This window comes from Streptomyces malaysiensis subsp. samsunensis (genome assembly GCF_024519315.1).
In the GTDB taxonomy this organism is placed as follows: Bacteria; Actinomycetota; Actinomycetes; order Streptomycetales; family Streptomycetaceae; genus Streptomyces; species Streptomyces malaysiensis.
The window spans coordinates 1-12,248 of the sequence record NZ_JANIIC010000127.1; the positions used below are offsets into that span (position 1 = coordinate 1).

Below are 12,248 nucleotides of genomic sequence, written 5' to 3' on the forward strand. Positions count from 1 at the left end.
GGGGGCGGGGGGGGGGGGGGGGGGGGGTGGGGGGGGGGGGGGGGGGGCGGGGGGGGGGGGGGGGGGGGGGGGGTCGGGGGCGTAACTCAGCGGTGGACGGTCCGCGTGGCCGCGCCGATGGCCTCGCGGTACCGCTCGACGGTGCCGCGGGCGGCCTGTTCCCAGGTGAAGCGGCGCAGCACCCGTTCACGGCCCGCCGCGCCCAGCCGCCGTCCGAGGTCGGCGTCGCCCAGCAGCCGGATCAGGGCGGCGGCGAGCGAGTCGGCGTCGCCGGGCGGTACGGCCAGACAGGTCTCGCCGTCGGGCCCGGCAACCTCGGGTATGGCGCCGCCGGTGGTGGCGACCAGGGGGGTTCCGGTGGCCATGGCCTCGGCGGCGGGCAGCGAGAACCCCTCGTAGAGCGAGGGCACACAGGCGATCTGGGCGCCGCGCACCAGGTCCACCAGTTCGGCGTCGCTGATGCCCTTGACGAACTCCACGGCGTCCTCGAGTCCGTGGCGCGCCATGGTGGTGGCCACCGGCCCCTCCTCCGGCCGCTTGCCGACGACGACCAGATGGGCCTCGGGGTTCTCGGCGCGGACCTTGGCGAGCGCCTCGATCAGATACACCAGGCCCTTGAGCGGCACATCCGCGCTGGAGGTGGTGACGATGCGGCCGGGGATCTCCGGGACGGCGGGGTCGGGCGAGAACAGCGCGGTGTCCGCGCCGATGTGCACCACATGGATACGGTCCGGCCGCACCCCGAGATCCTCGACGATCTCCCGGCGGGAGGAGCCGGAGACGGTGACCACCGAGGGCAGCCGCCGGGCCACCCGCTTCTGCATCCGGGTGAAGCCGTACCAGCGGCGTACGGACAGGCGCCGCTTCCAGCCGTCGGCGGCGTCCAGCTCCAACTGCCGGTCGACGGTGATCGGGTGGTGGATGGTGGTCACCAGCGGGAAGCCGAGCCGCTCCAGGCCCAGCAGCCCGTAACCCAGGGTCTGGTTGTCGTGGACGACGTCGAACTGGCCTGGGCGCGCGGCGAGATGGCGGCGGGCACGCAGGCTGAAGGTGAGCGGCTCGGGGAAGCCGCCGGTCCACATGGTGGAGACCTCCAGGGCGTCGACCCAGTCCCGGTACTCCTCGCGCCGGGGGGTGCGGAACGGGTCGGGCTGGCGGTAGAGGTCGAGGCTGGGCAGCTCGGTGAGGGTGACGCCGCGCTCGGCGTCGAGCACCGGATACGGCTGGGCGCCGATGACTTCGACGGTGTGGCCGAGCCGGGCGAGTTCGCGGGAGAGGTGGCGCACATAGACGCCCTGGCCCCCGCAGAATGGATTCCCCTTGTAGCTGAGCAGCGCGATGCGCAGCGGCCGTTCGTCGGGGGTGGTGGGGAGCGCTGGTCGAAGCGGGTCGGCCCCGGTCTCCTGCGCGGCCTCTGCGGTCACTCGCGCCCCCTCCTTGGTGCAGTTCAGCGGGAGCGTATCCGCTTCCGTTTATCTAGAACAAGTTTCACTAAGGCATCGCCTGAGGAGTCTCGAAGATACCTGCCCCGGACGACCTCTCCAGGGCCGGGGCAGGTGATCCCTACCACTCGGTAGCCAGGGCGCCGGGGAGAAGTTGACGACGGGCGGGCGCATCGGGCGGGGGCCACCGCGGCGGCCGTGGCCACCGCGCGGCAACAACCTGCCCCAACTGCGCGGACACGGGCCCTTCGGGGAAGAGCCGCGCTAGCCTAGAACGAGTTCCAGTGACTCGCAGGCCCGGGCCCGCCCTGCCATCATGCACGGTGTCCGCTTGCCGCCGACTCGCAGACGTAACACATTCGAAGTGGGACACATGACCGCAGAAGTCAAGCCGGCCGCCATGCAGCTGACCGAGCGCCAGGAGGCGCGCCGCCGGCGCATCCTGCACGCCAGCGCCCGGTTGGCCAGCCGGGGCGGCTTCGACGCGGTCCAGATGCGCGAGGTCGCGGAGAACTCCGGCGTGGCGCTCGGCACCCTCTACCGCTACTTCCCCTCCAAGGTCCATCTCCTGGTCGCGACCATGCAGGACCAGTTGCAGCATATGCATGAGACGCTGCGCAAGCGGCCGCCGACCGAGGAGGAGCCGGCCGCCCGGGTCGCCCAGACGCTGATGCGCGCCTTCCGTGCCCTGCAACGTGAACCCCATCTGGCCGATGCGATGGTGCGCGCGCTCACCTTCGCCGACCGGTCGGTCAGCCCGGAGGTGGACACGGTCTCCCGGCTCACCACCGCGATCATCCTCGATGCCATGGGCCTGGACGACAGCCCGACGGCCGAGCAGCTCTCCGCGGTCCGCGTCATCGAGCACACCTGGCATTCGGCGCTGATCACCTGGCTCTCGGGGCGCGCCTCGATCGCCCAGGTCAAGATCGACATCGAGACCGTATGCCGTCTGATCGACCTCACCGCCCCCGCCCCGGCCGGGTAGCCGGGCGGAACCCACCACGGGGGCGCATGGGCCAAATCCTGCGCCCTTTCGAGCTTCCGGACGGGGGTTGTGCGCCCTCGCGCCCCGTCTTGTCTCAAATTCCGCGTTCACGCCCTGCCCAATCCCGGTATTCATGAACGGCGCGCGACAGAGCGACAACGGCGCGCGACGAGAGAACCGCATCGTGGGGGGTGGAGAAGTTCGTGATCCGATTACTTCTGGTACACGATTCAGGTCTGCTGAGATCGGCCCTGGCATCAGTGATAGGGACCGAAGCAGACATCGAGGCAACGGCGTGTTCCTGGCCTGACGCGCGTAGCAAGGCACGGTCCTTACAGCCGCAGGTGTGCGTGGTGGACACGGACTGCCCGGCGGCCGACAAGGCGGCCCGCAAGGGCGAATGGGGGAAGTTCGTCGCCTCCGCCTCTGGGGAGGGCGGGGAGTGCGGACTGCTCGTACTGGTCAACTCGGAGCGTCCGGGCCCGCTGCGGCGCGCCCACGAGGCCCGAGCGCTGGGGTATGTGGACAAGGATGCCCCGCCACAACGGCTGATCGAGGCCATCCGGCGGGTGGCGAGGAAGGAGCGCTATGTCGACGACGCACTGGGATACGGCTTCCTCCAGGCGGCCAAGATCCCGCTGACCGAGCGCGAGCTGGGGGTGCTGTCCCTGGCCGCCGACGGCGCCTCCATCCCGGAGATCGCCCGTACGCTCCATCTGTCCACCGGGACGATACGCAACTACCTGGCCGCGATCACCCGGAAGACCGGTGCGCGCAACCGCGTGGACGCCATACGGATATCCCAGTGCGAGGGCTGGGTCTGATCCCGGCCGCCGGCGGCCGCTGAACCCGGTCTGGTGCGTACCGGGGGCGGCTTCCGAACCTGAACGACGGCGGCCGGGGGCTACTCGTCGGGGCTACTCGTCGGGAGCTATTCGTCGGGGGGAAAGACCTGTTCACCGGTTTCCGACAGCCGAATGGCGATCGCCTCGACCGGGCAGCCCTCGGCCGCCGTGAGCACCGCCTCGGAAGCGTCGGCCTCCGTCTCGACCGGATGCGACTGCCGCGCCCCGTCGAGCCGGAAGCCGCCCGGCGCGGCGCTCACGCACATCCCGGAGCCGATGCACACGCCCCGGTCCACCTCGATCCGCCAGCGGTCCCCCATCAGCTCGGCTCCCCCTCCCAGCCCTGGGGCAGGTGGATCATCTTGTGCTCCAGATACGCGGAGAACCCCTCCGGGCCGAACTCCCGGCCCAGACCGGAGTTCTTGTAGCCGCCGAACGGCCCGAGCATGTCGAGGCTGAAGGTGTTGACCGAGTAGGTGCCGGTGCGGATGCGCCGGGCGAAGTCGATGCCGTGGCCGACGTCCGCCGTCCACACCGAGCCGGACAGCCCGTAGTCGGAGTCATTGGCGATCCGGGCGGCCTCCTCCTCGTCCCCGTACGGCAGCAGACAGATGACCGGGCCGAAAATCTCCTCACGGGCGATCCGCATGTCGTTGCCGACATCGCCGAAGAGCGTGGGCTCCACGTACCAGCCGGTGTCCAGGGCATCCGGGCGGCCGCCGCCCGTCAGCACCTTGGCGCCCTCCCGCTGCCCCGCCGCGATGTAGTCCAGCGACCGCTGCCGCTGCCGCCGCGCCACCAGCGGCCCGACCTGGGTGGCCGGGTCCAGGGGGTCGCCGACGACCAGGGCGGAGGCGGCGGCGGTGAACCGCTCGGCGATCTCGTCGTAGTGGCCGCGCGGCGCCAGGATCCGGGTCTGGGCCACACACGCCTGCCCGTTGTTCATCCAGGCGTTGGGCACGATCCCGGCGACGGCCGCCTCCAGGTCCGCGTCCGGCAGGATCACCGCGGCCGATTTGCCGCCCAACTCCAGCGTGACCCGGGTGAGATGGCGCGAGGCGACCTCCATCACCCGCTTGCCGGCCGCGACCGACCCGGTGAACGACACCTTGTCCACGCCCGGGTGGCCGACCAGGTACTCGCTGACCTCCCGGTCGGCCGGAAGGATCGACAGCACCCCCTCGGGCAGCCCCGCCTCGGCCGCGATCTCCGCCAGGATGTAGGAGTCCAGCGGCGTCTCGGGCGACGGTTTGAGGATCACCGAGCACCCGGCGAGCAGCGCGGGCGCCAGCTTCGCGGCCGCCACGAACTGCGGCACGTTCCACGGCACCACGGCCGCGACCACCCCGACCGGCTCCCGCCGCACCAGCAGCGGGCCCAGCGCCCCGGCCCGCCGCTCCTCGTAGACGAAGTCGCGGGCCACGGTGATGGCCGCGTCCCACACCATCATCGCGCCGAGCGCCTGGGCGAGCACGCTCCAGGAGTACGGGGAGCCGTTCTGCGCGCTGATGACCCGGGCGATCTCCTCATGGCGTACGGCGATGGCGTCCTTGATCCGGGTGACCACCGCGATCCGCTCGGCCACGTCCATCCGGGCCCAGGGGCCCTCGTCGAACGCGGTCCGCGCCACCGCGACCGCCCGGTCCACATCGGCCCGCGAGGCGTGCGGCACCCGGCCGATGACCTCCTCGGTGTGCGGCGAGACGACCTCGATGGTGTCCTCGCCCGCGGGGTCCGCCAGCGCGCCGCCGATGAAGAGCTGCCCGTGCTCGATGAGGTCGCTCATCGCTGATGCCTTCCGGCCGATGACTGAGGGGGTGCGTCCGGCCGGCCCGGCCCGGGGACACCCGGGGGTACCCGAGGGCACCGGGGCCGACCAATATCTGACGCTGCATCAGAACTGATACCAGTTCTAGCTATAGTGGGCAATGCTTGTGTCGATGGAGAGGGGAGCCGATGGCGCAGGTGACGCGGGTGACCGACCATGGCGGCGGGGTGTGGAGCATCCCTGTCCCGATCCCCGACAACCCGCTCGGGCACACTCTGGTCCACCTCCTCGACACCGACCGCGGCCCGGTCCTGATCGACACCGGCTGGGACGACCCCACGGCCTGGGACACCCTCACCGCCGGACTCGCCGCCTGCGGCACCTCCGTCTCCGATGTCCACGGCGTCCTCATCACCCATCACCACCCCGACCACCACGGGCTGTCCGCCCAGGTGCGGGAGGCGTCCGGGGCGTGGATCGCGATGCACGCCGCCGATGCCCAGGTCGTCCGGCGCACCCGCGAGACCGACCCCGCCAGCTGGCTCGAGTACCTGGAGGAGAAGCTCACCGCGGCCGGGGCGCCCGAGGAGCATCTGGCCCCGCTGCGCGCCACCCGCGCGTCCGGCCGCGCGGGGCTGCCGGGGCGGCGGGCCGCCCTCCCCGACCGCGAGATCGTCCCCGGGGAACTCCTCGATCTGGCGGGCCGCCGGCTGCGCGCCATCTGGACCCCCGGCCACACCCCCGGCCATGTCTGCCTCCACCTGGAAGAGGCCCATCCGGCGACCGGCAAGGGCGCCCATCCGGCAGCGGGTGAGGACACCCACCCGGCGGCCGGTGAAGGCGCCGACCGCGCGGCCGGCCGGCGCATGCCAGGCCCGCGCATGCCAGGCCATGGCCGCCTCTTCTCCGGCGACCATCTGCTGCCCGAGATCACCCCCCATATCGGGCTCTACGAGGACCCCGACGACGCCACCGTCACCGATCCCCTCGGCGACTACCTCGACTCCCTCGAACGCGTCGCCGCCCTCGCCCCCGCCGAGGTGCTCCCCGCCCATCAGTACGCCTTCACCGACGCCCCCGCGCGGGTGCGCGCGCTGCTGCGCCACCACGAGGAGCGGCTGGCCGGGCTGCTGGCCCTGCTCGCCACCCCGCTCACGCCGTGGCGGCTCGCCGAGGCCATGGAGTGGAACCGCCCGTGGGAGCTGATCCCCTACGGCTCCCGCAATATCGCGGTCTCGGAGGCGGAGGCGCATGTGCGCCGACTGGTGAAGCTGGGCCGGGCGGAAGCGGTGCCGGGCAGCGATCCGGTGATGTACCAAGCGATTTGAGTGCCGTATGGGGTGCCGGTCCGACTGACCGGCGGCTAGCCTTACCCGCCCTGGCGCACCCACCCCCCGTATCAGCAGGAGCATGCGTGACGAGCCCCACCCGCGATTCCGCCTCGACACCAGGTACGGCCGCCGACTCGACACCGCCCCCGGGCTGCCCCGCGCACACGGGCCACTCCGGTCATCCGGGCCACTCCGGTCATCCGGGCCACTCGGGTCATCCGGGCCACTCGGGTCATTCGGGCGAGACCCCCGCCGGGGAACGGCTGGAGTCGCTGCACTGCCCCGAGTTCGCCGCCGACCCGGCCGCCACCTACGCGCGGCTGCGGGCACACGGACATATCGCGCCCGCGGAGCTCTCGCCCGGCGTCCCCGTCTCGCTCGTCACCAGCTATCAGACCGCGCTGGACATCCTGCGCAGCCCCGAGACGTTCTCCAAGGACGCGCGCCACTGGCAGGCCCTCGCCGACGGCACCGTCCCGATGGACAACCCCGTGGTGCCGATGATGATGTACCGGCCGAACGCGCTGTGCAGCGACGGCGAGGAGCACTTCCGGCTGCGTTCGGCGATCTCCGACACCCTCGACCGGCTGGACATCCACGCCCTGCGCCGCTACGTGGAGCGGAGCGCCGACTTCCTCATCGACCTCTTCGGCCCCAGGGGCGAGGCCGATCTGCTCAAGGAGTACTCCGCCCGGCTCCCCCTGCTCGTCTTCAACCAGCTCTTCGGCTGTCCGCCCGAATTGAGCGACAAGCTGGTCAGGTCGCTCTCCGCGCTCTTCGACATCGCCGAGGACTCCGAGCAGGCCAATGTGCTCCTCGCGGAGACCCTCTTCGAGCTCGTCGCCCTCAAACGGGCGGAGCCGGGGCCGGACATGGCGTCCTGGCTGATCGCCCACCCCGCGGAGCTCACCGACGAGGAACTGGTCCACCAGATCGTCGTCCTCGTCGGCGCGGGCACCCAGCCCCTCCAGAACCTGATCTGCAACGGGCTGTTGCTCCTGCTGTCCGACGAACGGTTCGCGGGCGATCTCGCGGGCGGCACCATGCTGATCGGGGACGCGCTCAACGAGGTGCTGTGGAAGGACCCGCCCCTGGCGAACTTCTGCATCCACTACCCGCGCCATGACACCACGGTCGACGGGCACCGGCTGCCCAAGGGCGAGCCCGTCGTCATCAGCCTGGCGGCCGCCAACAACGACCCGTACCTGCTGGCGAACCGGCGCGGCAACCGGGCGCATCTGGCCTGGAGCGCGGGCCCGCACACCTGCCCCGGGAAGGACCCGGCCCAGGTCATCGCGTCCGTCGCCGTCGAGAAGCTCCTCGACCGCCTCCCCGACGTCGAACTGGCCGTACCGGCCGAGCGGCTGGAGTGGCGGCCCGGCCCCTTCCACCGGGCCCTGGCCGCGCTGCCGGTGCGCTTCCCGCGGACCGCCGCCAAGTCCGACGAGGCGCTGGCCGAGATGGCCGCCGCGGCGAGCGCGACCATCGCGGGGGCCGTGGGCACGGCGCCCAAGGCCGCCGGGGAGGACGACGCCCCGCACGAGGGCCGCGCGGATGCGGCGCCCTCGCGGGAGCCATCTCCGGAACCCCCTCTGGAGCCCTCGCCGGAGCCCTCCCCGGAGCCCTCTTCGGAACGCTCCCCGGGCGCGGAACTCGCCGTGGTGGAGCCGGAACCCGGCCCCGAGCACGAGGCCCGCCGCCGCTGGTGGAAGTCCCTGGCCCAGTGGTGGCGCCGCGGATAGCCGCTGGGCCTTCGGCCGGGGCGGCGCCCGGGGCGGCTGGACCGGAAGGCCAGTGAGCAGCGGGGCCACAGGGCCACAGGGCGGCGTTTCTGATTCGGATTGCCGGGTGGTGTCCGGCCGCGTAGCGTCGCGGCGCATGACCCGGCCCATGACCCCGACGCTGCGCACCGCGCGCCTGCTCCTCGAGCCGTACCGCCCCGAAGACGAGGGCGTCGAGGGCACCGAGGACGCCTTCGTGGCGCTGTTCCAGGACCGGCGGGTGTCCCGCTGGCTGGGGGACGGGAGGGTCGCCCCGGAGGCCGAGGACCAGGCGCTGTTCGGGCGGATCTTCACCAAGGTCTACGCCCAGGGGCTGTTCGACGTCTGGGCCGTCCGTGAGGGCGGCCGGTACGTCGGCCACGCCGAGATCAAGCCGACCGGGGCCGTGGGCGGCCACGAGATCGTCTACGCGCTGGCGCCGCACGCGTGGGGGCGCGGTCTGGGGACCGAGCTGGCCGAGGCGGTCGTCGGCCACGGCTTCGGCGCGCTCGGCCTGAACGAGGTGCACGCCACGGTCATGGCGGCCAACGACGCGTCGCTGGCCCTGCTCGCCCGGCTCGGCTTCGTCCACCGCCGCGACACCGAGGAGGACGACGGCAGCACGACGCGCTGTCTCAGCGTCGTACGAGGCGACCGCGCCCGGGGGCGTGAGCGGTGGGCGGCTGAGGGCGCCCGATAAGTCGGCGGATAAGCTGTCCGTAAACTTCATACGCGTCCGATCGGGGGAAGCCGGTGTGATTCCGGCGCTGACCCGCAACCGTGAGCGCGCCCCGCGGGGCGCATGAGCCGGAACACCCGGACGGGCGCGACGACGCAGGCTCCCGCCGCCGGATGACCGGTGGCGGCACCGTCGAGGTATGCGGAGCTGAGCCGGGTGCCGGACGTGTCGCGGAGGTTCCGCGGACGGCTGGACGGCCGTGCGCGGCTGCGTGCGCCCGTCCACCGACCGAGAGGCACCACAGCCATGAACATTCGCCGCAGCGTGGCGGCTCTTTCCCTGTGCGCCGCCTTGTGCGCCGCCCTGGGCGCGGCCACCGCGCCTGCCGCCGTGGCCGACGACGGCCCGGCCGGGCGTCCCGAGGGGCTCTACGGCGCCAAGGACCCGAAGTTCGACGGGGTGTGGCGGCAGTCACTGGCGCTGCTCGCCCAGGACGCGGTGGGCGTCGCCCCGGCGAAGTCGGCCATCGACTGGCTGGCCGGGCAGAGTTGCGCGGACGGCGGTTTCGCGGCGTACCGCGCGGACACCTCCAAGGCGTGCGACCCGAAGAAGGGCGAGTTCACGGACGCGACGGCGGCGGCGATCCAGGCGCTGGCCGCGGTGGGCGGCCGCGCCGACACCGTGGAGAAGGGCATCGGCTGGCTGAAGCGCCACCAGAACGACGACGGCGGCTGGGGCATGAACCCCGGCGGGCCGAGCGACGCCAACTCCACCGCGGCGGCGGTCGGCGCCTTCGCCGCCACCGGCCAGGACCCGGCGAAGGTGACCGTGGGCTCTGGAAAGAGCGGCAAGAGCCCGTACGACGCGCTGCTCGCGCTACAGCTGGGGTGCGCGGCGAAGGAGCGGGAGCGCGGGGCGTTCGCGTACACCGAGGACAAGGGCAAGCTGGCCGCCAATGAGCTGGCCACGGCGAGCGCCGCACTGGCCGCCCAGGGCAAGGGCTTCGTCTTCGAGACCGTCGGCAAGGACAGCGGAACCGACCCCGAGCCGCTGGGGTGCGCGGGCGGTGGGAAGGGCGGGGCCGGTTCGCCGAAGGACGCTGCCGAGGCCGCGCTGGCCCATCTGTCCCGCGTCATGTCCGACACCGGCGCGCATCTGAAGTCGGCGCTGCCGGGCGCCGAGGACCAGCCCGACTTCGGCGGCACCGCCGACGCCGTCGTGGCCCTCGCCGCGGCCGAGCACAGCGCGACCGCGAGCAAGCCGCTCCAGTGGCTCCAGAGCGAGGACAGCGGCACGGCGGCCTGGGCCAAGGGCGACCCCGGCGCACTCGCCAAGCTGATCCTCGCGGCCCACGCGGCCGGAGCCAACCCACGCGACTTCGGCGGCGCCGACCTCGTACAGCAGCTCAACGCCGCCGGCCCGAAGCCGGAGACGGCGGCCCAGGGCGCGGAGTCGTCGGACGGCAAGAGCGAGGAGAAGAAGGACGACGACGATGGCGGGGTCGGCGGCGTCTGGTGGACGGTCGGGGTCTGCGCGGTAGCCGGTATGGGCATCGGCTTCCTGATCAGCGGCCGAAAGAGGCGACAGCTTTGACCCCGCGCACGAGGCGAACGTCAAACCCGCGGCCCCGGGCAGCTGGACTCCGGCACGACCGGTCGACTCGGACCCCGGGCACGGCCCGCCTGTTGCTGGCCGTTGTCGTCGGGCTGTTCGCGGCGCTCGGCGCGGTTCCCGCGCAGGCTGCTGACGGGTATCGCTACTGGTCGTTCTGGCAGCGGGGCGGGGACGGTGGCAGCTGGGCCTATGCCACGCAGGGGCCTTCGTCGGCGCGGCCCGATGACGGCGACATGATCGGTTTCCGCTTCGCGGTCAGCGAGGACTCCAACGACGCGACCCGGCCGCGCGGCATGGCCGATTTCGCCGCCGTCTGCGCCGACACCCCGGCCACGGACGGCACCAAACGGGTCGCGGTGGTCATCGACTTCGGCACAGCCGCCGACGCAGCCGACCACCGGGCGCCGCCCGCGCCCCGTACGGAGTGCGCGCGGGTCGGTGCGGACGCGTCCGCCGGGGAGGCGCTCGCCGCCGTCGCGAAGCCGCTCCGCTACAACTCCGCCGCGCTGCTGTGCGCCATCTCCGGCTACCCGGAGTCGGGTTGCGGCGACAAGATGAGCGGCTCCGTGGACGCCCACGCCGCCCCGAAGGGCGACGGCGGCGACGGCAAGGCGGACGGCGACGGCGCCTCAGGAGGCCCCTCCGCCGGGCTGATCGGCGGGCTGGCGGCCGTGGTCCTGCTCGGTGCCGCGGCGGTGTGGCAGGCGCGCCGCCGTCGCGTATGAGCGCACGGATGACCGCCATGCCACCGCGCGCAGCCGCCCCCAGCACCACGAACTCGCACCGCCCCCGCGCCCGCTTGCGGGCCGGTGCTCCGCGCGGCGGAGGCGCGTTGCACGCGGGGGCCTGGTGGCTGTGGGCGCTGGGGCTGGCCACGGCCGCGTCCCGGACCACCAACCCGCTGCTGCTCGGGCTGCTGATCGCGGTCGCGGGCTATGTGGTGGCCGTACGCCGCACGGACGCCCCGTGGGCCCGCTCGTACACCGCGTTCCTCAAGCTGGGCCTTGTGGTGCTGGCCATCCGGCTGTTCTTCGCGGTCTTCTTCGGCTCGCCGATCCCCGGGACACGGGTGCTCTTCACGCTTCCCGAAGTCCCGCTGCCCCACTGGGCGCAGGGGGTGCGCATCGGCGGCCGGGTGTCGGCGGAGGGGCTGGTGTTCGCGCTGTACGACGGGCTGCGGCTGGCCACCCTGCTGATCTGCGTGGGCGCCGCGAACGCGCTGGCCAGCCCGGCCCGGCTGCTCAAATCGCTGCCCGGCGCGCTCTACGAGGCCGGGGTCGCGGTCGTCGTGGCGATGACCTTCGCGCCCCATCTGGTGGCGGACGTCCAGCGGCTGCGCTCCGCCCGCCGGCTGCGCGGCCGCCCCGACCGCGGGGTGAAGGCGCTGCTGCACGTCGGGCTGCCGGTGCTGGAGGGCGCGTTGGAACGGTCGGTGGCCCTGGCGGCGGCGATGGACGCGCGCGGCTACGGCCGCACCGCCCAGGTCCCGCCCGCCGTCGCCCGTACCACCACCGCGCTGACGCTGGGCGGGCTGCTCGGCGTCTGCTGCGGTACGTACGGCCTGCTCGCGGCCGAGGGCGCGGGCTACGGCCTGCCGCTGCTGCTCACCGGTCTCGCCGCCGCGCTCGGCGGGCTGTGGCTGGGCGGCCGCCGCTCGGTGCGCAGCCGCTACCGCCCGGACCGCTGGGGCATACGGGCGTGGCTGGTGGCGGGGTCGGGGGCGGCGGTCGCGGCCCTGATGATCTGGGGCAGCCCCCCCCCCCCCCCGGGCCCCCCACCCCCCCCCCTTCCCCCCCCCCGCCGTCCCCCCCCCGGGCGCGC

11 protein-coding genes and 1 riboswitch are annotated in these 12,248 nt (G+C 73.2%); of the genes, 8 read left to right on the top strand and 3 right to left on the bottom strand.

Annotation, left to right across the window (positions count from 1 at the left end):
- Positions 1–86: 86 nt before the first annotated feature.
- Positions 87–1,424: a glycosyltransferase family 4 protein gene (locus NQU54_RS47070; protein WP_257636407.1), complete on the bottom strand. Its 1,338-nt coding sequence runs from the start codon at positions 1,422–1,424 to the stop codon at positions 87–89.
- Between the two features lie 391 nt (positions 1,425–1,815).
- Between NQU54_RS47070 and NQU54_RS47075 the strand changes: the two genes are divergently transcribed.
- Both NQU54_RS47075 and NQU54_RS47080 read left to right on the top strand, forming a co-directional pair.
- Positions 1,816–2,430 carry a TetR family transcriptional regulator gene (locus tag NQU54_RS47075; protein ID WP_069869183.1) on the top strand — a complete coding sequence of 205 codons (615 nt, stop codon included), beginning with the start codon at positions 1,816–1,818 and terminating at the stop codon, positions 2,428–2,430.
- 203 nt (positions 2,431–2,633) lie between these two features.
- Positions 2,634–3,254, top strand: a complete 621-nt coding sequence (locus NQU54_RS47080; protein WP_257636408.1) for a response regulator transcription factor — start codon at positions 2,634–2,636, stop codon at positions 3,252–3,254.
- Positions 3,255–3,361: 107 nt separating this feature from the next.
- Here NQU54_RS47080 and NQU54_RS47085 read toward each other — a convergent pair whose 3' ends face one another.
- Positions 3,362–3,595: a ferredoxin gene (locus NQU54_RS47085; protein ID WP_020871704.1), complete on the bottom strand. Its 234-nt coding sequence runs from the start codon at positions 3,593–3,595 to the stop codon at positions 3,362–3,364.
- A complete protein-coding gene (locus tag NQU54_RS47090) occupies positions 3,595–5,061 on the bottom strand; it encodes an aldehyde dehydrogenase (protein ID WP_257636409.1) in 1,467 nt (488 codons plus the stop codon). The genes NQU54_RS47085 and NQU54_RS47090 overlap by 1 nt, the downstream gene beginning before the upstream one ends.
- A 170-nt stretch (positions 5,062–5,231) precedes the next feature.
- On the opposite strand from NQU54_RS47090, the gene NQU54_RS47095 reads away from it, so the two are divergent.
- The 6 genes from NQU54_RS47095 to NQU54_RS47120 all read left to right on the top strand — a co-directional run.
- Positions 5,232–6,371 (top strand): MBL fold metallo-hydrolase, encoded by a 1,140-nt coding sequence (locus NQU54_RS47095; protein ID WP_257636410.1) that lies wholly within the window; start codon positions 5,232–5,234, stop codon positions 6,369–6,371.
- 86 nt (positions 6,372–6,457) lie between these two features.
- Positions 6,458–8,116: a cytochrome P450 gene (locus NQU54_RS47100; protein ID WP_257636411.1), complete on the top strand. Its 1,659-nt coding sequence runs from the start codon at positions 6,458–6,460 to the stop codon at positions 8,114–8,116.
- 148 nt (positions 8,117–8,264) lie between these two features.
- Entirely contained in the window at positions 8,265–8,834 is a 570-nt protein-coding gene (locus NQU54_RS47105; RefSeq protein ID WP_257636414.1) for a GNAT family N-acetyltransferase, read from the top strand.
- 43 nt (positions 8,835–8,877) lie between these two features.
- A riboswitch (cobalamin riboswitch) is annotated at positions 8,878–8,952 on the top strand.
- 167 nt (positions 8,953–9,119) lie between these two features.
- Positions 9,120–10,406, top strand: a complete 1,287-nt coding sequence (locus NQU54_RS47110) for an SCO2321 family membrane protein (RefSeq protein ID WP_257636412.1) — start codon at positions 9,120–9,122, stop codon at positions 10,404–10,406.
- A gap of 92 nt (positions 10,407–10,498) precedes the next feature.
- Complete coding sequence (locus tag NQU54_RS47115; protein ID WP_372506427.1) at positions 10,499–11,152, top strand: SCO2322 family protein; 654 nt, start codon at positions 10,499–10,501, stop codon at positions 11,150–11,152.
- A gap of 17 nt (positions 11,153–11,169) precedes the next feature.
- A partial coding sequence (locus NQU54_RS47120; RefSeq protein WP_257636413.1) for an energy-coupling factor transporter transmembrane component T occupies positions 11,170–12,248 on the top strand: 1,079 nt, incomplete at its 3' end.

Coding starts and splice junctions, on each gene's coding strand:
- NQU54_RS47110 (WP_257636412.1), top strand. CDS start 9,120: ATGAACATTCGCCGCAGCGTGGCGGCTCTTTCCCTGTGCGCCGCCTTG.
- NQU54_RS47105 (WP_257636414.1), top strand. CDS start 8,265: ATGACCCCGACGCTGCGCACCGCGCGCCTGCTCCTCGAGCCGTACCGC.
- NQU54_RS47085 (WP_020871704.1), bottom strand. CDS start 3,595: ATGGGGGACCGCTGGCGGATCGAGGTGGACCGGGGCGTGTGCATCGGC.
- NQU54_RS47090 (WP_257636409.1), bottom strand. CDS start 5,061: ATGAGCGACCTCATCGAGCACGGGCAGCTCTTCATCGGCGGCGCGCTG.
- NQU54_RS47075 (WP_069869183.1), top strand. CDS start 1,816: ATGACCGCAGAAGTCAAGCCGGCCGCCATGCAGCTGACCGAGCGCCAG.
- NQU54_RS47095 (WP_257636410.1), top strand. CDS start 5,232: ATGGCGCAGGTGACGCGGGTGACCGACCATGGCGGCGGGGTGTGGAGC.